This is a genomic window from Pseudomonas sp. B20, assembly GCF_020515755.1.
GTDB lineage: Bacteria > Pseudomonadota > Gammaproteobacteria > Pseudomonadales > Pseudomonadaceae > Aquipseudomonas > Aquipseudomonas syringae.
In genome coordinates this window covers 1-21835 of the sequence record NZ_JAHPJG010000019.1, presented here as the reverse complement: position 1 = coordinate 21835, position 21835 = coordinate 1, and the positions used below count along the sequence as shown (strand labels likewise).

Genomic DNA, 21835 nt, shown 5'->3' with positions numbered 1-21835 from the left:
TGCTGGATCTGGAGGGCGGTCGATGATTGGCTGCTTCGGAAAAGTGCCCGCGAGCGCAGATTTCGTCAGCCTGCATGGTGCCAGCGACGATGTCTGCGAGTTCGATGCATGGCTGCAGGGCGCACTCGCCGACATGCAGCACCGCGAAGACTGGCGCACGCTATTCGACCGATTGCCCGTGTGCTTTTTCAGCTACCGGGCACGCAGCGGCAACTGGCTGGTGGGCGGTTTGATCAGCTCCCGGGACTCAAGCGCTCGGCGTTATCCGTTCTTCATCTTTCAAACGGTGAAGTCCAGTGACGCCGGGCTGTTTGTGAACCCGTTCACCCTGAGCGAACTGTTCGCCGGGCAGATCAAACCGCTGCTGCACATGGCCGCGCAAGGCGAAAGTACGGCGGTGCTGTTCGAACGCATCAGGGCCTTGCGACCGCTGCAAGGGCAGGACTTCGAGCTGTTCAGGCGTGTGCATGAGAAGTTTCTGGTGAACTTCACCCTGCGTGACATCGCGACCTCGCTGGAAAGCTCCTACCCGGAGTTCATCAGCAACGCCGTGCTCACCCGGCTGCAGGCGCTGAGCCGCCCGTCGTCCAAGGCACCCGTTGGTATTTCGCTGCCACTGCCGGCAGAACGAGGCTTGAAGAACCCGACAGCCGATCTGTGGGTCAACTGGCTGACACGCATCGAGCCTAACCGGGCGGTGCCGCAGATCAGCATTCTGGCGGATGATTTCATGCGCCCCCGGCTGTTCTGCTTTGCATCCCGCAACACCTCCGGCGTATATCGGGTGGTGACGGGCGTGAGTGAGCATTCGGAGAGTTATGACGTACTGGCACCCTTCGACGCGTTCGACGAACACCACCGAGGCCATGTGTTTCCAGACATTGACCGCCCTCTTTATGACGTTATCGACCGCTTTGTCGATGTGCTGGATTTGAAGCCCGTATGAACAAGATCAAATACTACTTTTTGCGCTACCAGCCCTACGTTCTAGGGGTCTGCTTTTTCCTGGCGATCTTCATCGTCTGGAGCATCGGCCGTGCCCTGGGCTTCAGCTCGATGAACAGCCTGCTGACGGGGATCGGCCTGTTTCTGCTGTTGTCGGCAGCCTATGTGCTGTTGCTGTACCGAGGCGTATCACAGCACCAGAACCTGGAAGGCCTGCTGCGTGACGACGCCGATCAGGCGGTGCTCAACGCCAGCCCGGCAGACCGTGAAGAAGTCAGCCTGCTGCGCGAGCGCCTGCTGCAAAGCCTTGAGCGCCTGCAGAGCAACAAGCCGAACGGCAGCAACTCCAAGGACGCGCTCTATGCTCTGCCCTGGTATCTGGTGGTCGGTCAGCCCGCAGCGGGCAAAAGCACCATGCTCTATCAGTCGGGCCTCAACTTCCCCTACGCAGAGCGCGAAGGCGCACGCGTGGCCGGGTTGGGTGGCACGCGCAATTGTGACTGGTTCTTCAGTTCGGAAGCCGTGCTGCTGGACACGGCCGGTCGCTACATGAACGATCAGGAAGAAGCCGGCAAATGGCGCGCTTTTCTGCAATTGCTGCGTCAGCACCGCCAGCGCAGACCGCTCAACGGCCTGATTGTCACCGTCAGCATTCATGACATCCTGCAATCCTCGGTGGAGGATCAGGAGCGCATCGCCAAGCGCCTGCGCGAACGCATCCAGGAAACCCACGCGCTGCTGGAAGTGCGTCTGCCGGTGTATCTGGTGTTCACCAAGTGCGACCTGGTCCCGGGCTTCGTGCCGTTCTATCGCCAGCTCGACGATGTGGCGCGTGGCGAAGTGATGGGCAAGACCTTCCCGCACAAAGGCTTCGAGCAAGCCGACTGGGGCCAGCGCTTCGGTGTGGCGATGGAAGAACTGATCAATTACTGGAAACAGATCGCCAACCAGCAATTGGTGCTTCAGGACATCCAGGTCACTCGTCAGGACACTGCGGTGTATCGCTTCCCGCTGGAGCTGGAAGCCTTGAAACCGCGCCTGCTCCTGTTCGTCGATGCTCTGCTGCGCGCCAACCCGTATCAAAGCGCCGAGATGCTGCGCGGTTTCTACTTCACCAGCGCACTGGACGCCGATCAGCCCGAGATGGGCGGACACACCCGCCAGGTCACCGAACGATTCCAGCTGGAAAGCGAGCAGGAAGCTGTCGATGGCAATGTCCAGCCGCACCCGCTGTTCATCAACAGCCTGTTCCGCAAGGTGATCATCCCCGATCAGCATCTGGTGGCGCTGTACACCACCAACCACCGCGAGCGTCGCCGCAAGGCCGCCTGGATCGGTGGCGCAAGCCTTGTGGCGTTGCTGCTGTGCAGTCTGTGGGGCTGGTCGTACTGGAACAACAAGGACAACATCCAGTCCATCTCCAGCGAACTCGCTCAGGCCGCAGCCGAGGACAGCAAGGCCACCGGGCAGTACACCGAGTGGCAAACGCTGGATCGCATGCGCTTCTGGACCTCGCTTTACTACGACCGTCATCACGACGAGGGCGTACCACTGCGCTTGCGCCTGGGTCTTTACCGGGGCTATGACGTCGAGCCGCTGCTGCGCACGCGTTACTTCAACCGTCTGGAAACGGTGATGCTCAAACCGACCGCAGACAACCTGACGCGCTCGCTTTACCTGCTGACCACGATCAAGGTCTACCAGCGTAATGCCAAGGACCTGATGCCGGTCACCGGTGTGGACAGTGTCGAGCCCAAGGCGCTGCCGCCAGATAACCGCGCACAATCCATCGCGGCCTTCGGCAAGGCCACGCTGGACACTTACGTGATGTTGTCGCGCGCCCAGCGTGAAAAGGCTGACCCGGCGTTCCTGAAAGCGAAGATGCCTGATTACTGGTATCCGGCCATTGCGCGTCAGACCGGCAAGACCATCACCGCGAATGCCGAGGCAGGCTCCAATCAGGATTACGAGTACGCCAGCCGACAGATCAACTTCTACAGCGATCAGATTCACGAACTGGACGTGCCGCGTATTCTCGACAACGCATTTCTGACATCCAGTTCGCGTAATTACATCAACAGCCTGTTGACGCAGTCGTTGAAGGCTATCGAAACGATCACGCTGGAATCGGACACGCTGTTTGCCTTTGGTCGTGCCGATTTCCAGAGCCTTAAAACCGAAGGTCAAAATCAGCTGAGCGCGATCGCCGGCAAGCTGTTGAATACACCGAACATCGGCAAGATCGTGATTGCAGGTCACGCCGACCAGTTGGGCGACCCGCAAAGCAACATGCAGGTGTCCAAACAGCGCGCGCAGACCATCAAGACCTACCTGGTCGGCAAGGGCGTGCCCGCCGAGCTGGTGGACGCGGTCGGTGAAGGCAGCGAGAAGCCTCTGGTCAAATGCGACATGCAGCAACCCAGAGCGCAGTTGATTCAGTGCCTTGAGCCGAATCGACGCGTGGAGATCGAAGTACGCGCGCTCAATTGATCGCGCGTTGGCAAGCAAACCGAAGCCCGGGTTGTCCCTATGAAACCTTGGCCGTGGCAAGAGAACCTTTCTTGATCGTTTCAGGAAGGTTAATCAAAAGGGCCGTGTTCTGTCCGCAGACGCCACGGCTTTAAATGAAGAAGGAGAAGCAGAAAATGGCATTTGACGCATACATCCAAATCGATGGCATCCCAGGCGAAGTTCTGGACGACAAGCACAAGGACTGGATCGAAGTGTTGGGCTACGAGTTTGGCGCTACCCAGGCCACCTCGGCGACCGCAAGCTCTTCGGGCGGTGCTTCGTCCGAGCGCGTTGCACTGAGCGACTTCAGCATCCGCAAGTCTGTGGACAAGGCATCCGCCAAGCTGTTCGAAGCGTGCTGCAAGGGCACTCACATCGCCAAGATCCAGCTGAACGTCAACCGTGCAGGCGGCGACAAGCTGACCTACCTGACCATCAACCTGGAAGAAGTGGTTGTGTCTTCCGTGAAGGCGGTTGCTGGCGGTAGCCAGAAAGGCGAAGACAACGCAGTCAGCGATCTGCCGATTGAAGAAATCAGCTTCAACTTCGCTCGCATCAAGACCACCTACACCCAGCAGAGCCGTTCCGATGGCCAGGGTGGCGGTAACGTCACTGGCGGCTGGGACCGCACTGCGAACAAAGTATTCGCATAAGTCCGTGACACATCGGGTCGCGCAAGCGGCCCGTCTTCAACACCGTGTCTGCCCAGGCACGGTGTTCTTTTATCCTCTGATCAGAGTTGACTATGTCTGAATTTCTCAACGACCTTTCGCTTGCCGATCTGACGGCACCCATCAACGGGGGAAGTGGCGAGGACCTGAGCTTTTCCACCCTGTTCGATCAGGTCAAGGAAGCTCGTCGAGCAGACCCCGACTACCTCACCCAAGGTGACTGGCAAACCGATCTCAAGTCCTCGGACTGGGAACAGACCATCACGTTGGCCGCACAGGGCCTTGCCGAACAAAGCAAGGACCTGATGCTCGTCGCCTGGCTCAGCGAAGCCCTGGCGCACAAATACCACTTTGTCGGCATCACCTTCGGCCTGACCGTGGCCGAACGGATCCTGCAAACTTTCTGGGACGATCTGTACCCGTCTCTGGAGGATGGCGTAGAAGAACGTGCCGCCCGCCTGGCCTGGCTGAAAACCACGCTGACCGAAGTCGTCGGCGGGCTGCCGATCACGCAGGGGCAGAACTTTGGCCTGTTGCGCTACGACGAGTCGCGCCATGTTGAAAACCTCGCGCTGCAAAACCCCAAGGCCATGCAGTCCGCTGTTGAAGAAGGCAAGATCAACGCCGAAATCTTCCAGCGCTCGGTGGTCCTCACCGACTCGGATCATCTGCGCCTCAAGGCCAGCGAAATCGCCGCCAGCCTGTACTCCTGCCAGCAACTCCAGGCCACTGCCGATACCCTGTTCGGCCGCGACGCGCCGAGCCTAGTCACCCTCAGCGACATCCTGCAACGCGCCGGGCAACTGACCGAAAAGCTGCTCAAGGACCGCGGCATCGAACTGAGCCCCGCCCCCGCCACCGCTCAGGCCGCCCCCAAAACCGTCGTCGACCAACCCGCAGGTGCCGTAATGACCCAGGCCAGCCAGGACAGCGCGTCCGCACCACTGCGCACCACCCCGACCACACGCGACGAAGCCTTCACCATGCTCGCCGGCATCGCGCAGTTCTTCAAAAACACCGAGCCGCAAAGCCCCGTCCCGTACCTCATTGAGCGCGCCATCAAGTGGGGCAACATGCCGCTGGAAGGCTGGCTGAACGACGTCATCAAGGACAGCAACGTCGTGGACAGCATTCGCGATGTGCTGGGTACGAAAGAGCCTAAGCAGTAAGGGCAGTTCGTAGGATCGGTCTGTATGAACGTGCGTACAGACCGTCGGGAAATGCACCACGAGGCGAGTCTGTCTGTACGACTGACGTGCCCATGATTTACCCGTATTTTGTGTCGTACCCAGCGCAGCAACAGGGAACGACCATTCACGTGATTCACATACATCAGGGATTAGAGAATGAACACGTCAGACCCGGTAAACGCATCAGGCCATTACAGCGACAAATTGAAAGAACGCTTCGCCTTTTTTGAAGCGCACGGCGGCCCAAGCGCACCGGGGTTCAGACCTGCGCTCAAGCAACTGCCCTTTCTGAAAAAAGTGAAAATCAACTTCAACTTCTTCGCGTTCTTTTTTGGGCCGGTTTACCTGTTCATTCTGGGGCTATGGAAGAAGAACCTGTGCATTATCGCGATCATGATAGTGGTTTCTGTCGCGCTGAACATCGTGATGGACATGTTTGAGTTCCGCTACGCCAAGGAGGCGAGTTCTGCGCTGGGGTTTGCGTTTAATTCGCTGTATGGCCAGTTGACCAATTACGCGTATTACCTGAAGGAAGTGAAAGGCGAGCAGGGCTGGAATCCGTTTGAGGGGTTGCGTTGGTGAGGCGCGAAGCGCGTCAGCTGAAGGGTAACGCCGGAAGCGCGGCTATTTGTTGAACTGGATAACTTGAATCTTCCCGTTCTCCACATTCACCGAGTAGGTCACACCATTCCAGCAACCTGCGATGACCTGAGCGTTGTCATCGCAGTGAAGACTCGTAAACGGCTTGTCCGCCTGCGCACCGTGAGGGCTTTCCTCGATCTGCCAGAGCACTTCGCCAGCCATCGAGACAGCAAAGATGTTCCGGTTGAAGCCCTCGCCCGGCGGGGATTCAAGCCTGATTAGCACCATCCCCTGAAACAGCAGAAACGTGTCCGCCGGGTAAGGAAGGCAGACTCGCTGACTTTCTATCCAGAGATTCCCGTTCTCGATCCGACAATGATGAGAGCTCATGACTCAGCCTTCAAAGCCATCAACATAAAGCGCCTCATAACGCGTCATCGTATCGATGAGCCGCTGCCGCAGATACCCATTCGTATGCCCCAAGGCAGCCAGGATCTGCGCCGACTCAAACAGATAAGACGCTCGCTTTGCCTTCTTCCAGGTGGCCGGCGCTGACTGGAGATTAGTGATGCGATCACACAACTTGACCGACGCAGCTTCTTTGGAATGACTGGCGATCCCGGCGAAATAAAGCGCTTCGGAAAACGGCACGATCAGGTTCTTGCTCAGGCACGCTACCGCTGAGGCGACCTCGACACCAAATGCTTCCGCCAACTCATCCTGAGTCACCGGCGTATCCTCCAGCACGTCGTGCAGCAACGCTGTGGGCAAGGCGATTTCAAGCGCGCCCACGGATTCTTCGCGATGGGCGAAGATCAACTCGTTGGCGACCATCGCCACGTGGGTGGTGTAAGGAAGGTCCGAGCCTTTCATTTTTTGGCCGACGTGGGCATGGGATGCGAATAGCCAGGCTTTGTTGTAGAGCTGTTGCGGGCATGATTTGGGCATTTGGGTCAGATTCCTTGAGACGCGATATAAGTCAGGAGCTGTGAGCTGATCCTCATGTAATCCATGCGTTGAAGTAGCTGCGCGGAAGGTGCGGGCAGCAGGTGATCGTAGCGCTCAACATAGTGGTCGAGCATGTCGTTGGGGCTTCTCAAGTCGATCATGGGTCCTTCCAGGATAATCTTTCAGGGTGCAGAGCAGTATGAAAGCTGCTACCTGGTGCCCGAGTCTATACCGCTTGTTAACGGCCAAATAGCCGTTCCCCGCTTTGCTCCTGGCTTCTGGATCAAAAAATCATCCCGCTCTCTCCTGCGGCATGTCGTGGCGAAAGCATCTGCAGCAATGAGATCTGTGTGGAAAAGATCAAAGCTGGCTTTGTCGATCTCGTAATACTCCTCATAATCGATCAAGCCATTGCTCACCGGGAACGATAAATAAAAACGGCCGGAGGTTTCCTCGGTGCCCAAGGAGAGCATGAGGTCGCGATTGAAAAAAGTGTCGTTAAATTTCATATGACTGCTTTAGAGCCTTAATCATTCAACCTCATAGATAAAGCCTATCAATTTGTGCAAAAAGCGCCTACAACAAGCTTCATTTTCTGCCATTCTTACGAATAATTAACTATAAAGATAAAATCATTATGGACGTCACCACTTGATAGACTATGCCCAAAAATCAAAGCATTAGCTGTCAAAGAAAAATAAATGTAAGGCCGCTGCAATTTAAAGTTCACTTCCCGTCTACCTGCATACAATATTCTTGGTCGCCCACCATCTTGCAGGGCCAGCCATCGTTAATGTAACGCGTCGGCTTAAAACAAACTCGCTCATCGTTCACCCAAAATAATTGCCATACCGAACCAGAAACAAGCAATTTTGGACACGGCGTATAGTCTCTAGCAAGCAATACAATAGTAGTCAATACAGCTATGGAGGGCACACCATAAATTATTGTCTTGACAGAAATCTTGAGCATCAAACTTTGGAAAGCGTCCAGGAAAGAATTATTTGGAGGATCAAATTTTTTCCCTGTCCATACGGCTATAGAGCCTCCAATTATGATTAGCAGCACGGCGGGCGGAACCATGAGTAGGCAGAACGCAAGGTAAGGAGTTTCTACCACTGGTGCATTTCTATATATACGCCCGTAGAGAGGGAGTACATGTTCCCACATCCAGTAAACTGAAAAAACACCGACCAATGTCATGAAGAAAACGAATACCGCCGCTCCAAACCTGAACAGTGCAGGTGACATAGAGCCTCCCCCCATCTGAATCATCGCTTAACGAATGGATCTTGGTATAAGATGCCTGTGGGCAACTTTACTTTTAGCCCATTAGCTGATTGAGACGCTATATAGCTCACATCCATAATGGCTCGAGCCAGCTCGTAGTCCGTATCTTCAAACTCCTTAGCTCCTAGAGCGCCAAGTGACAAATCATGAAGCCTCGACTTGTCTTTCTCAACCCCCTCAAAAACCGCCTTAACATAGATGAGTTGATTAATTACCGATGTATAAATTGGAAACTGGGGATTACGAGCGCACCGATCCTTAGCAAGTAGAAGAGCGTGATTTACATACTCAAGCGCAGTATTAAATATCATAGCGCACCCCATTAAATGAAGTTTATTGATCCGAAACCAAATCTCTAATAGTCCCTGGCTTGACAACAACGTGACACACCCATGAGAACCACTCCGAGAGCCCATTTTACCTATGTACACCTCAGTATCCACTGGAGTTTTCATATTGAAAACTCTATGCCTGCTTTTAACATCATCAGAGACCTATACGAACCATCATTTATCTAGCATTCCTCGACTGCCTCTCTGCTTTTCATTTTCCCTTTTATCTAAAACCAGAAGAATTCAAGGTTTATCGGAAAGCATAAAAACATCTTCGCCTCACTGTGTAACCACTTAGAAACCACGCTGTACAATTACCTAATCATGGAACTTTCAGTCCTTAGCCATCTTGGCCGCCAACATTTCGTAAGCTTCCGTTTCTCGTGCTTCTATGAGTTCTATATAGAAATCTGTGTAAGCAGCCTCCAAATTTTTATATGACTGTAAACTTGTCTCAGTGAAAAGCTTGTAACCTGGAATATCTCGCGGCTCAACCATTTCAGTGATTTGGCCTCGCTCTGCTCGGGAAAGCAAATCCTCAAGATCCAATAGCAATATTGAAGCATCAGGATCGCGATGTTTATAAAATTCAAGTTTGTCACGAAGCGTTGTGGCTGCCATTCTCAAAGCTTCAACATCCATAATATTACTCCTATTTGCTATAGCGCATGTTATCCTGGGCATTAGCTAATTCTCACCAGTGCATATAATATATATCCCAGAAAGCAGGTCATGCAGCATCAAGATAGCAAGGCACGTACGCCACACAAAGCAAAATCTAAATGCCCGTGACACTCACCTTCACTCCTCGCCCATTTCCCTTTTCAACTTGCGTAACAAAGGAGTCTCTCCACCAGTCAGCTCAATCCTGAACTCTGCGAAAGCATGCTCAAGATGAGGATATTGTTGCAAGCCTTCTTCGGTAAATAGGTAACGCCCCGGAATGTCTCGCCACTGCAACTTAACTGTTATCATGCCAGATTCGGCCAGCTTCATCAGTGGTTCGATCTCAGCTCGAAGCTTTTCAACAGCGGGATCTGACTTTCTCAAATCTTCGATCACGTCACGCAGCTTTTGCGTTTTTTTCTTAAGATATTCAGCATTCATAGTAATGACTTTGGCAGCAGCTGGATAGACGAAGGGACGAAGGAAAGCAGACATCTGCGACCGGCCTCAAGAGCGAAAATTGCAAATTTTTTCGCTCTTGGCAAGCGTAATAAAATTTATCTCTCAAGGACGCCACAACCCTTCGGGAAGCTTAAATTTCAGTCCATTCGCTGATTGATTAGCTATGTAATAAACATCCATTAATGCTCGCACCAACTCGCAATCAGCATCTTCAAACTCTTTCGCCGCAAGAGCTCCAATGGAAAGCTTATGAAGTCTAGATCTATCTTTCTCAATACCATAAAAAACAGCCTTTACATATAAAACTGGTTTATAACTGTGGCATAAACAGGAAATGAAGGATTGCGTTTTATCCGTTCTCTAGTCAGATCGATAGCATAATCTATAAACTCTATAGCAGTATTAAACTTCATAACCCGCCCGCGCCCATTAATTTAAGCGCTTTTTTTGGACTGAAAGTCATTTGCTTTCCATGCGTTTGACTAGGGATTATCGAAAGGAGAAGAAACGTCTTCGCTTTACCGTTTCAGCCTCGAAAGGACGGTACGCTGCACTACCCTCTACTGAAGAGACTTTCGACGCTTAGCCATCTTGGCTGCCAACATCTTATACGCATCTGTTTCGCGCACCTCTGAAAGTTCAAGACAAAAATCAGCGTAGGCCTTTTCCAAATCCCCATAAGCTTGCAAGTTCGTTTCGGTAAAAAGCTTGTATCCTGGTATATCTCGTGGCTCAACCATTTCTGTTATTTCGCCTTGCTCTGCTCTGCAGAGTAGCATATCAAGGGTCAACAATAACATTGAAACATCAGGGTCGCGTTGTTTATAAAACTCAAGCTTGTCGCGAAGCATTATCGCTGCCACTCTTAAAGCTTTAACATCCATATTATGTCACTCCTAATTGCCTCTGGTGCAGGTTATCTTGGGCGCAGATCATTAGCTGTGAGCTACCTGACTTTTCCAAACACGCCCCATAATATTTTACTAATCTCATGAAGCCTAACATTAAGCTCTGCTATTTTTCCAGCATCGCCACGATCTACATGTACATTTGAAAAACCAGACTTGCTACCCGCCACCGTTTATATAGAGGCGACCTGCACCCACTCATCATCATTAATCATTTCAGGGCCAGCAGAAAGCTTATGCAGTACAGCATCTATTCCAGAGTTGAAATTCAAACACCCCTCAAAATGATAAATCTATTTTAACTCTGTAAGTAATGATATCAGATAGGATTCTTTCATCTTCCTCTTCACTTAATAGATACGGAAAGCCCGATCACTTCAACACCCGGACTCATCCAAGGATCTTGACCAAAATCTGCTTTATATCTGCGCCATCCATGTAAAATCCACCTTGATTTTCTAATGCCCCCCCTTATACAACAGCTCCGGCAGGAATCTTTACTGTGTGCACGGCATCGGCGGAAGTCATCTGCGTCATCAGGCGCCTCGGCGGTTGGGATTAGATACTCCGCCAAATTGGACAGTCTTCTTCAGATTTCTTCTAAGAAACAGCCGGATTATTACTTACCCCCTCTGGCTTAGAGAACATCTTAACCTATAAATGCTCCGGCGGCCTCGAACCTATTAAACAGCTCATGCCGATCAACTTGGTATATCGCCACCAATGTACAGCACGCATTTAATTTCACTGCCACTTTGTTCAATTACTATTTTTGATTTCTCTCTGCACGAAGTATCTTTAGAAGTGGAGGTTCCCCACCCGTAATCTCAATTGAAAATACAGCATATGCCTCTTCCAATTCTCTGTACTCCTGAAGTCCGTTTTCAGTAAAACGATAACGCCCCGGAATTTTACCCCATTGTATGGGCGATATAATGCGCCTTGATTTTGCCAGTTCCAGCAATGGTCTTAAATCATCATAGAGACGCGAAGCCTCATCATCCTTTAAAGCATATTCCTTTAATTTTCCCTCTAAAACTTTCGCTGAAAATTCGATTTTATCTATATTCATTTCTAGTTTCCTATTGTCCCAATTCTTACGGCTGGAGCCCAGCCCCCACGATCAGGCACCACATATTGTATTGCTCCGGCAGAGCGTTTAACTAGACCTCCTAACTCGCTTGTAGGAGCGACCTCACTGACGTAAACCTTAGTAATATTTAGCGGTTTTATTTCGTATATGCCATATGTAACACCTTCACTCCCCAAGGGAAGCCCAAAATAATCAGCCAACGTCTTATCGGAGGCTGATGCCTTCATTAACTCCTTACGTGTTGTAAAATAAGGCGAGTATTTTGGAGAATCCCCGCCTTCGGCAACTATTTTTACCAATGGCTCCTCTATGAACTTCACAGAAGGAAGAGTTTTTCCGGAAGCAAGCTGTCCTGCTGCTCTGGCGTATAGAAGCTCTTCAGAAGCATCAGGGGCTGACCGTGCAAGAGCATCATAATAAGCCCTTCCTTCTGCCGTACCGAGATACGCATCTATCTCACTTGTTTGAACACCGTGTGTTTCAAATGTACTAAATTCTTTAATCTGCTGTTCTACCGATACAAACTCTGGATCTTGCTTAGCGTAATACTCACGCATTGTCTCGGATTCAGCCTTAGACAACGGCGCCGGCTCATCTACCCGCAACTCAGGCTCGGCCAATAGCCTGCGCTCATTACGCGCCAACCAATTCGCGAACTGCTTGTTTGAAATCTCCGCCTGAAGCTTGGTACTGCGCGCTGCGATGCTATCCATACTGCCCATAAGGCCTGCCTTGACCTGCCCACGTGTCCAGTACGTCACGATGGCGGTGAAGAGCAGCAGTACGAGTTGCTCCTGACCTTTGGCCAGTTGCTGAGCGGCACGATCAATGCGCTCCTGCATTACGTATGCCGAACCCCCGGTAGGGTCGAGGCCCTCGGGTTTCAGGCCTTCGTCAGCATGCCAGGCGGTAGCAAAGCCTTCCTGCAGGGTTGCAAGGCAAGCGGGTAGGCCTTGGTAGAAATACTCAGCGATAGATGCAAGGCCAAGCGTCAACAGGATCAGATTGCCAACCTGTAGCCCGATACCCGCCCCCGCTGCTGCTACCGGCACGGCGCCTACACCAAAGAAAAACGACCCGGCAACGCCGCCAGCAATGGTGCCGACCGCAACGCTGCCGCCCAGAATCATCGCCACTTCTTTGACCAGTTGCAGCAGTACCGGGAGGATCTGTTCGATCTCGATAGACGCCCACTTGCGCTTGAGGTCTGACTCGACAATATCGCGGGAGAGCCTCATGGCTGCTTTCACCGAATCGATGCGATTGCTGCCCATGTAGCCGAATGCTTGAGTCGCGGCGGTACTGACGCGCCGAGTGAAGCCATTCCAGCTGTCATGAGCGCTCTGCAGCCCATCGCTGTAGCCTTGGTTTAGCGTATTGAATTTATCATCGAGGTTTCGCTCGATGTCATCCCAGCTAGGAACATTGGCTAATAGGTCCATTTACACGTCACAGTCCTGGGTTGAAGGAAGCTAGCACCGGTGCCTTGCGTGACCACGAATCAGCTTGGGCTGAGCAGTGCGTATGTCGCCTGTCAGACCTGAATGTTTGAGCTGAATTTCAAGACGAGCTTATTTTTCTCATCTGCGAAACAGACTGCAATGATGCCGTTAAGCCATCAATCAGTCGAGTCTTCACTTAAACCATTGTGAATACTGAGTATTTACCCATTAACAAGTATCTGGGCTCGGGGCAATCAAAACACCCATAGATAGCGTGTCTTCATCAGAACCATAGCCAACGCCTGAGCCGCATGGTTGTGGTTGACACGGCGCAGCACCACGGTGTTTCCTTTCATACTTTAAGATAAGAACTGTAACGGTTTTGTGAGAGATGTAGGGTATTTTTACTGAGCTAGTGGCACTTTCACACTAATTTATGGTCGCACGCTGCAGTATTTGCGAGATGTGGAATGCGTCTGTAGCCCTGGTCCTACGAGATTTTCGGAGGTTTAGGGCGCGATCCACATCCGTGGTTAATGTCAATCCAATGCCCTAAATGATTGATACTTAAGCACCAGACCTAAGCCGTGACTTGTCAGTTCGTAATCGTTAGCCGCTAAACCCGGCGGTGCTGGCCTCCCTGCCCTCAAGGAGATATACATGTTGATGGACCTTGCCGCGATGCTTTCGCCGCAGAACCGGCGCCTTTTCAAATTCAAGAACCTCGCCAATCCTGAGCAGGAACTGCTGCTGGAGTCCTTCCGAGGGACTGAAGGTCTTTCGCGTGCGTACCAATTTGATCTGCTATTGGTGTGCCAGGACTCCGGGGTCGAGCTGAAGTCGATGATGGGCCAACATGTGGTCATCGAGATCGAGCTAGCCGATGGCTCGCCACGCTACATCGCTGGCTATCTCACGCGCTTTGCTAGCGGCGGCAGCGACGGCGGCATGGCCAAATACACGGCAACGCTCAACCCTTGGTTCTCGATGCTGAAGAACCGCTTCGACACGCGTATCTTCCAGGGGAATACGGTTGAGGAAGTCGTTACCCAAGTGTTCGCGATGTGTACCGCGTTCTCCAAGCATGAGTTTCGCCTGAGCAAGCCTCTCAAGCGCTATACCTACATCACCCAATACCGCGAATCCGACTTCAACTTCGTCCAGCGCCTGCTGGAAGAAGAAGGGATGTTCTATTACTTCGAGCATACCGCCGAAGGCCACACCATGATCATCTGCGACGACTCCACCACGCTGGTGCCGTTGCCGGAACAGCCTCAGATACGCTTCCATTCGGCATCTGTTACCGAGACAGCCGACTCCATCACCGATTGGAACGGCGACCGCAGGCTGCAATCAGGAAAAATGGCGGTTCAGACGTTCGACTATCGTCAGCCTAACAACAGGCTGCCAGTGACCATGAACAGTCTGAACCAGCAGGGTGACGTTGAGAACTTCGAGGTGTACGACTTCCCCGGCCAGTACACCCATGGCACTTATGATGAAGGTGAGGCGTTGTTGCGCTTGCGCGTTGAAGCGCTTGAGTTGAGGGGCAAGAGCTTTCGAGGGGCCAGTAATTGTCGCGCCATGAAGCCTGGCTATACCTTCGAACTGCTGCAGCATTACGACCACGATCAGGGCTCGCCTGAAGATCGTCAATTTCTGCTCGTTCTTATTGATAGCGAAGGCCACAACAATTACCTGAACGGCCAGCAAGCCAGTTACCGGAACACCTTCTCCTGCGTACGCAAGAAGATAGTTTTCCGCCCACAGCTCACCACCAACCGCTCCGTCATTTCCGGTCCGCATACCGCTATCGTTGTGGGCCCGCCCGGAGAAGAAATCTTCACAGACGAACTGGGTCGCGTGAAGATTCAGTTCCACTGGGACCGCAAAGGCGAGCACAACGACAAAAGCTCCTGCTGGGTCCGCGTCGCTCAATCCGGCGCAAGTGGCGGTTTTGGTAGCATCCAGATCCCGCGCGTTGGTGACGAGGTGGTGGTCGTTTTCCTTGATGGCAACCCTGACCGTCCGCTCGTCATGGGCAGTCTGTACAACAGCCAGAACACGCCGCCGTGGTCGCTGCCTGCCAACAAGACCCAGAGTGGTTTCCTGACGCGTTCGGCCAAGGGGGATGGCGGTACGGCCAACTTCTTCCGCTTTGAAGACAAGGCCGGTGCCGAACAGGTGATCATGCATGCCGAGCGCAACATGGACACCGAGATCGAGCTGGATGAGACGCATGACGTGGGTAATAACCGCAGTGTGACTGTCGGCGGTAAGAATACGGAAATTATTCAGAACGACGCTTTGCTCAAGGTAGAGCAAGGCTCATTGACGATTACCGTCGACAAGCAGTCTATCGACATTACGGCCATGACGGAGATCACCCTCACTGTAGGTACCAGCAGCATTACCCTCAAGCCGAGCAGCATCGAAATCAAGGGCGACGAAATAAAGGTTCTCGGCAAAAACACCTTTGTCGAAGGTGACCGTGTCGATATCAATATCGAGAAATCCTGAGATGGTCAGAACCAGCCTTTATGACCGTATTTCAGAAAAGCGTCTAGCCGATGAGGCTTTGGCGCGTGAAAAAGAATTACACGCAGCAAGTGCTCCGCCGATCGTTCCCGAGCCTGAGCCAGTGCCGGTTTTACCGCTCGAATTGACACGCAATGAGATTACGGTTGCCGGGCTGAAACTGGTAATGCCGCAGCGGGTGAACTTTCAGGAGATCAGCATCACCCTTGAAAAGGATGGTCACCCCATCACGCTCACCATCACGCGGCGACCAGTGCGGGATGATCTTACGCTGAACCGCTATACGGGCCTCTATTTGGCAAACCTGCGTGAGAGACACCCTGATATCGATACTGTGCGGCAGCGAGATTGCTTGCTGGCGGGCAATGCGGCTGTGGCTCTCGACTATCTACTCACCTCCAGGCAGGGGCTTACTCACGGCAGAGCTATCAACGCGATCACCACTGCCGAAAATGGAGATAAGCAATGGCTTTGCATCTCCACGATGATTGATCCTGACACCGCTGCGCTGGCAGACTGGCTGATCGATTTCGACGCAGTGCTCGAAGCAATTGTCGCTCACTGATTTTTTATTTTCGCGCTCAGGACATTCACAATGGACTATCAGCTTCACGAAGGATCAATCGCATTGCCAGATGGGTTCAAGGACCGGACGGTAAACATGTTCACCCTCGGCGATAGCATTCCAGCCCCCCTCAATATCACGATTTCACGTGATGACATGCTGCCCGCAGAAGACATGAGCACCTACATAAGCCGGCAGATAAAGCTCATCGCCAATAAGCTTCGGGGCTATACCCTGCTCGGTAAGAAGTCTGCCTTATTGTCTACTGGGCACACCCTTCCCGGCATGCAAGTAGATGCCTACTATATGCATGAGGGCAGACCGATTTACCAGCGCCAAGCGGCCTTTGAAGTCGTACCGGGTCGTATTCTGGTATTTTCGGCAACCAGTCAGACTGACTTTAGCTCCACGCAGGACGAGGAGTGGTTGCAATTGCTGGCCAGTTTTCAGCCACACCCGGATAACGCTGAGCCCATAAACACCGAACAGGAATAAAACCATGTTCGAAGCAGCGCGTTTGCACGATGGAATTGAGCACAATAGCGCACTGGTCGGGCTTCTGGCGGGGGCTGTCATCGGCATCGCGATGGCCGTTGCTGGCGCGGCTCTGATTGTCTGCACCGCCGGGCTGGGGGCTATTCTTCTGGGTGTAGTTTTGTCAGTAGGCGCAGGCGCAGCCCCCGCTGTGGGTGAAAGCTGGGGCGCAGCACGAAGTTCTCCCGCAGGAGACATTACGCAAACAGGGTGTTCGCCCAACGTTTTTATCAATGGCCGCAATGCTGCTCTCACCACACAAAGTATCGCCAAGTGCGAAAATCACCCCGCACCGGTTCAGATTGCAGATGGCTCTGCAAGCGTTTTCATCAATGGCTACCCGGCCGCCCGCAAGGGCGACAAGCTTACCTGTGACTCAAAAATCGCTACAGGCTCCAATAACGTCTTTATTGGCGGCGGGACAAAGCGCTATCTGAAAGTAAACGAAGAGATATCTGAATCGCTTCGTGTCGGTATTGATATCGCGATCATCATTGCCTCGATGGGGCGCGGTGGACTGCCCATGTTAGCCAAGGGACTCAGTGGCGGCCTGAAGGCTGTCGCACCTTGCGCCCTGAAATTCGCGGCCACGGTGGGTGCGTCCTATTTATTTGGACGTTTTGTTGCGGGGCCTGCAATAAGCGGGGTGATAGGCGGCTTAAGCGGCAACCCCGTTGACCTCACCAGCGGACGCAAATTACTGCTTGAAGAGGGCGAAACAGACTTTGCGCTGCCAGGACTGATGCCTATCGAGTGGTCGCGCTTTTACGCCAGCGACCTCAACGTCGACAGCGTTCTGGGCAAGGGCTGGGTTCTGCCGTGGGAGCAGAATCTGCGCCGAAATGGCAGCTTCGTTTACCTCATCGACAATCAGGGGCGTAGCGTACCCTTCGTCAACGTCGAGCCCGGCGAAAGCATTTACAATCCTTACGAGCAGATGCATCTGGTCCGCACGCAAGGCGGCCATTACATGCTGCAGACCCAAGACAACATATTCTTCTACTTCGGCGAAGTACCGAATAACAACAAACCCGTTCCACTGCAGCGTATCGAAAACGCGCTCGGCCATTACCTGCATTTCAGCCGTACCGATGAAGGCACTCTCACCGACATCAGCGCACCCGGCAACGTACATGTGCATTTGCAGTACGAGCACCCGCTGGGACGGCTGACGTCGGTGAAGCGGATCGTCAATAAGGAAGCTGTTGAAACCCTCGTTCGTTACCACTACGACGACAACGGCCAGCTCTGTGACGTTTATAACCGTAATGGTGATTCCACTCGCAGCTTTTCCTATACCAACGGCGTGATGACCCGCCACAGCAACGCCTTGGGCCTGAACTGTTACTACCGCTGGGAAACCATTGATGACCAGCCTCGCGTGGTCGAGCACTGGACCAGCGATGGTGAACATTTCGATTACCGTTATGACTTTAAACAGCGTACGTCGTGGGCCGTCGATGTGCTCGGGCGTGAACTGGAAATTCATTACAACGAAGACCGGCGCGTCACGTCCGGCCGTGATTACGGCGGAGAGCGCTACACCATCGAGATAGACGAAAGCGGCAATATGACGGGGCTGGTATTGCCCGATGACAACACGCTGGCCTTCAAATACGACCACCTCTCGCGCCTGGTTGAAGAAACCGACCCGCTAGGGCGCACGATTACCTACAAGCATCATCTGGCGACCACGCTGGTGACCCAGACGACTTTCCCTGATGGCAGCACGTGGAAGGCCCGTTACGATTCCAGAGGCAATCTTCTGGTCGAAACCGACGCACTTGGGAACAAGACCGAATACCTCAACAGTGAAGATGGCCTGCCACACACCATCATTGATGCGACCTACAAATCCAAATACCTGTGGTGGAACAGCCTCGCTCAGGTTGTGCACTTTCAGGACTGTTCAGGCAAAGACACTTACTACCGCTATGACGATCGCGGTCATCTGACCGCCGTCACCGATGCCCTGAACAACACCACCACGCTGGAACGCAAACCCGACGGCGAAGTGCTGTGCATCAACCATCCCGATGGCAGCGTTGAGTCCTTCACCTATAACGCGCTCGGCCAGGTGCTTTCGCACACCGATGGCAAAGGCCAGATAACGCGGTTGTCCCGCAACGCCCGCGGCCTGCCAACCCGACGCGAGGACGCCAAGGGCAAAGCCGTTGCCTACCAGTACGACAAGGCCATTCGCCTAACGGCACTGGTCAACGAAAACAACGCCACTTACAACTTCGTGTACGACAACGCAGACCGTCTGATCGAAGAAAAGCGCATCGACAACCTCACCCGCCGCTTTAGCTACAACCTCGGCGGACACCTGACACAGGTCGAGGAAATCGGCTACGGCGAGAAAGGCGAACAGCCACGGCGCAGCACTCATCTGGAGCGCGACCCGATTGGTCGCCTGCTGGCCAAGCTAAACGACGATGCGCGCCAGGACTACGCCTACGATGACGGCGACCGACTGCTGTCAATCGAACGCAAGCCGACGGACACCGGCAGAAAACTGGGCGTCACCGCCGAGAAACTGGAATTTGCTTACGACCTGCTGGGGCGACTGACCACAGAGACCACGCCGCAAGGCGCACTGGCCTACGACTACGATCCACTCAGCAACCTGACCACGCTGACCCTTCCGACAGGCCAGCATCTGAATCACCTGTACTACGGCAGCGGTCACCTGCACCAGTTGAACCTCGATGGCCAGTTGATCAGCGACATGGAACGCGACGACCTCCATCGCGAGATCTACCGCACCCAAGGCAAGCTCACCAGTTGCTTCGGCTACGACAGCATGGGCCGCAAAGCGTGGCAGTACGCGACCACCCTGCCCGCGGAAAAGCTATCGCAGATCCAGAACCCGCTCATAAAGCCGGAGCGCTACGTCGAACACGCTTACAACCCGATTCACCGCCGCTACGAATACGACCCGGCCGGCGAACTGAGCCGCACCCTCGACAAGCTGCGCGGCGAAACCCAGTACGAATACGAAGCCAACGGCCAGTTGCTGGCGCGCAACACCGGCCGAGTGGTCGATGGCGAAGAGTTCCGCTACGACGCTGCGGCCAACCGCCTCAACTTCAACACCAGCCGCTTCGATCACGTCAAAGACAACCGCCTCAAACAGTGGGCGAACCACGAATACAAATACGACGCCTGGGGCAACCTGATTGAAAAAGTTGTCGGCATCGTGCGCTGGCAGACCTTCACCTACGACTGCGAAAACCGCCTGGTCAAAACCGAGACCATGGAAGACACGCAGGTGGAAAGTACCAGCAGCTATCAATACGACAGTCTGGGCCGAAGAGTTGCCAAACAGTCCGAGATCAAAGGCCAAACCGACCACAAACGCTTTCTCTGGCAAGGCCTGCGCATGCTGCGCGAAGAAAGTCCCGGCCAGAACAGCCTGTATCTTTACGAGCCCGGCAGCTATGCGCCGCTGGCACGCGTGGATGAAAAAGAAGGCGAGGTAGAGAACAAGGTTTACTACTTTCATACCGACCAGATTGGTACACCGCTGGAGATGACCAACGCCGAAGGGCAGATCGTCTGGCAGGCCAAGTACCGGGCGTGGGGTGCAGTGGAAAAGCTGGTCGTGAACGAGGTTGAACAGAACCTGAGGTTTCAGGGGCAGTATTTTGATGCCGAGACGGGGCTGCATTACAACACGTTTAGGTATTATGACCCGGAGATTGGGCGGTTTATTACGCAGGATCCGATTGGGTTGTTGGGCGGGGAGAATCTTTATGAGTATGCGCCTAATACACAATCTTGGATCGATGCTCTAGGGCTAGCGTGTGATAAATGGACCGTCAATTCGCATAAAGCAAATAAAAGCGCTGTGAAAGGCAAAAGTCTCGACTTTCATTCTCATCATGTGGGGCAGAAGAACTTGATGAAGGATTTGGTGGAAGGCTACGACCCTGCAACTGCGCCAGCAATGTTGGTGCCTCGTGTCGGACATACTGTATCAAAAGAAGGTGTCGGAATAGTTTCTCGTAGCCGGATAAACCCTAATACCGGGCTACCATTCACAAGCGCAAGGGACGTTGTGGCGCGTGACATTAAAGAACTTAGGCGAGTTTACCCAGACATACCTAATACAAAGCTTCAAGAGCTCATAAAACTAAACAAATCCATGTATCCTGAGATGCGCTAATCGGAGTATTTATGTCTTCAGATAATGATTTTATTTGCGCTATATGTGACGAGCTTTTTGAAAAGAATTTCGATCAATACAAAACAGCCTTAAACAAACCAATTGATAATGGTAAAGACCCCTATGCAAGGGCTAGAAATGCTCTAGCATCTTTGAGTGAAACTGAAAGGTCCGATGTTATAAACTTTTTTAGGGTAGTAATTGCAGATAGTGCATCTGTAATTTTAGGCACTTTGGACGGCGTACATTTTCCCGACAATCTAGAAGGAGACTTCCAACTTTCTTGTGAGGGTAAGAATATCCAAGGTGATCTCATGGATATTTTCATTGAGAAAGCACAAGATGCCGGGGTTTACGAGTAGCTCGTTGACTGCAAGAGACAGAAACAATAAAAGCTCTACCTGCCCCTTATCTAAAATAAGTCTGCGTAGAGCTTTTAGCTAGGCGATAAGCTTTTAAATTACAGTATTTAGGTATTAGCTAGCGTTCTTTAAAAATTAAGTTGGACGATAGAGTGTTGAGATCACTTCAGCCTCCTTCCTATCGCATCATCAAAATGTAGACTCCATTCGCAGCCTCTCCTAAACCGACGACGTGACGACCCACCACAGCAACGCACTGGGCCTGACCTGCGAGTACCGCTGGGAAACCATCGACGGCCAGCCGCGTGTCGTCGAACACCAGACCAGCGATGGTGAGCATTTCCACTTCCGCTACGACCGCGAAGCCCGCACCACCTGGGTCACCGACGTACTGGGCCGCGAGCTGGAGATTCATTACAACAAGGATCATCGCGTCACCTCGAGCCGCGACTACAGTGGCGATCACTACATTATCGAGATCGACGACACCGGCAACATGACCGGGCTGACCCTGCCCGATGGCAACCAGTTAGCGTTCGAGTACGACGAGTTCGCCCGGTTGCTCAAGGAGACCGATCCGCTGGGCCGCAGTATTCGCTACCAGTATCACCACCTGACGACGCTG

21 protein-coding genes and 2 pseudogenes are annotated in these 21835 nt (G+C 53.0%); 11 read left to right on the top strand and 12 right to left on the bottom strand.

What is annotated here, in order from left to right; translation table 11 throughout:
- Positions 1–22: 22 nt before the first annotated feature.
- From tagF to LIX91_RS18315, 5 genes are all read left to right on the top strand, one after another.
- Complete coding sequence (gene tagF, locus LIX91_RS18335; protein WP_003318808.1) at positions 23–946, top strand: type VI secretion system-associated protein TagF; 924 nt, start codon at positions 23–25, stop codon at positions 944–946.
- Positions 943–3435, top strand: a complete 2493-nt coding sequence (gene tssM, locus LIX91_RS18330) for a type VI secretion system membrane subunit TssM (protein WP_003318809.1) — start codon at positions 943–945, stop codon at positions 3433–3435. The genes tagF and tssM overlap by 4 nt, the downstream gene beginning before the upstream one ends.
- Positions 3436–3590: 155 nt before the next feature.
- Entirely contained in the window at positions 3591–4109 is a 519-nt protein-coding gene (locus LIX91_RS18325) for an Hcp family type VI secretion system effector (protein WP_003318810.1), read from the top strand.
- Positions 4110–4201: 92 nt separating this feature from the next.
- Complete coding sequence (gene tssA / locus LIX91_RS18320) at positions 4202–5296, top strand: type VI secretion system protein TssA (RefSeq protein ID WP_226488914.1); 1095 nt, start codon at positions 4202–4204, stop codon at positions 5294–5296.
- 177 nt (positions 5297–5473) lie between these two features.
- A complete protein-coding gene (locus LIX91_RS18315) occupies positions 5474–5899 on the top strand; it encodes a DUF2628 domain-containing protein (RefSeq protein ID WP_226488913.1) in 426 nt (141 codons plus the stop codon).
- Positions 5900–5941: 42 nt separating this feature from the next.
- Here LIX91_RS18315 and LIX91_RS18310 read toward each other — a convergent pair whose 3' ends face one another.
- From LIX91_RS18310 to LIX91_RS18255, 12 genes and pseudogenes are all read right to left on the bottom strand, one after another.
- Positions 5942–6289, bottom strand: coding sequence for a hypothetical protein (locus tag LIX91_RS18310; RefSeq protein WP_226488912.1), 348 nt, complete (start codon positions 6287–6289; stop codon positions 5942–5944).
- Between the two features lie 3 nt (positions 6290–6292).
- Entirely contained in the window at positions 6293–6847 is a 555-nt protein-coding gene (locus LIX91_RS18305) for an HD domain-containing protein (RefSeq protein ID WP_226488911.1), read from the bottom strand.
- Between the two features lie 5 nt (positions 6848–6852).
- Positions 6853–7008, bottom strand: a complete 156-nt coding sequence (locus LIX91_RS18300; protein ID WP_003394217.1) for a hypothetical protein — start codon at positions 7006–7008, stop codon at positions 6853–6855.
- Between the two features lie 48 nt (positions 7009–7056).
- Entirely contained in the window at positions 7057–7356 is a 300-nt protein-coding gene (locus LIX91_RS18295) for a hypothetical protein (RefSeq protein ID WP_003424240.1), read from the bottom strand.
- A 217-nt stretch (positions 7357–7573) separates the two neighbouring features.
- Positions 7574–8098, bottom strand: coding sequence for a hypothetical protein (locus LIX91_RS18290; protein ID WP_226488910.1), 525 nt, complete (start codon positions 8096–8098; stop codon positions 7574–7576).
- A gap of 20 nt (positions 8099–8118) precedes the next feature.
- The gene (locus tag LIX91_RS18285; RefSeq protein WP_226488909.1) at positions 8119–8448 is read right to left on the bottom strand and encodes an immunity protein Tsi6 family protein; all 330 of its coding nucleotides are present in this window, start codon (positions 8446–8448) and stop codon (positions 8119–8121) included.
- Between the two features lie 354 nt (positions 8449–8802).
- A complete protein-coding gene (locus LIX91_RS18280) occupies positions 8803–9111 on the bottom strand; it encodes a hypothetical protein (protein ID WP_226488908.1) in 309 nt (102 codons plus the stop codon).
- Between the two features lie 159 nt (positions 9112–9270).
- Positions 9271–9576 (bottom strand): hypothetical protein, encoded by a 306-nt coding sequence (locus tag LIX91_RS18275; protein ID WP_226488962.1) that lies wholly within the window; start codon positions 9574–9576, stop codon positions 9271–9273.
- 123 nt (positions 9577–9699) lie between these two features.
- Positions 9700–10010, bottom strand: a pseudogene (locus LIX91_RS18270) (immunity protein Tsi6 family protein).
- 147 nt (positions 10011–10157) lie between these two features.
- The gene (locus LIX91_RS18265) at positions 10158–10481 is read right to left on the bottom strand and encodes a hypothetical protein (RefSeq protein ID WP_226488907.1); all 324 of its coding nucleotides are present in this window, start codon (positions 10479–10481) and stop codon (positions 10158–10160) included.
- A 790-nt stretch (positions 10482–11271) separates the two neighbouring features.
- Positions 11272–11577, bottom strand: coding sequence for a hypothetical protein (locus tag LIX91_RS18260; protein ID WP_074955802.1), 306 nt, complete (start codon positions 11575–11577; stop codon positions 11272–11274).
- 2 nt (positions 11578–11579) lie between these two features.
- A complete protein-coding gene (locus LIX91_RS18255; protein ID WP_226488906.1) occupies positions 11580–13040 on the bottom strand; it encodes a DUF6861 domain-containing protein in 1461 nt (486 codons plus the stop codon).
- Between the two features lie 660 nt (positions 13041–13700).
- Here LIX91_RS18255 and tssI point away from each other — a divergent pair.
- From tssI to LIX91_RS18225, 6 genes and pseudogenes are all read left to right on the top strand, one after another.
- Entirely contained in the window at positions 13701–15560 is a 1860-nt protein-coding gene (gene tssI, locus LIX91_RS18250; protein WP_003424275.1) for a type VI secretion system tip protein VgrG, read from the top strand.
- 1 nt (position 15561) lies between these two features.
- Positions 15562–16143, top strand: coding sequence for a hypothetical protein (locus LIX91_RS18245; RefSeq protein ID WP_226488905.1), 582 nt, complete (start codon positions 15562–15564; stop codon positions 16141–16143).
- 30 nt (positions 16144–16173) lie between these two features.
- The gene (locus LIX91_RS18240; RefSeq protein ID WP_003424283.1) at positions 16174–16638 is read left to right on the top strand and encodes a DcrB-related protein; all 465 of its coding nucleotides are present in this window, start codon (positions 16174–16176) and stop codon (positions 16636–16638) included.
- Positions 16639–16642: 4 nt separating this feature from the next.
- Complete coding sequence (locus LIX91_RS18235) at positions 16643–20848, top strand: RHS repeat-associated core domain-containing protein (RefSeq protein ID WP_226488904.1); 4206 nt, start codon at positions 16643–16645, stop codon at positions 20846–20848.
- Between the two features lie 11 nt (positions 20849–20859).
- Positions 20860–21210: a hypothetical protein gene (locus LIX91_RS18230; protein ID WP_096124908.1), complete on the top strand. Its 351-nt coding sequence runs from the start codon at positions 20860–20862 to the stop codon at positions 21208–21210.
- A gap of 199 nt (positions 21211–21409) precedes the next feature.
- Positions 21410–21835: pseudogene (locus LIX91_RS18225) on the top strand (type IV secretion protein Rhs); the annotation flags it as partial.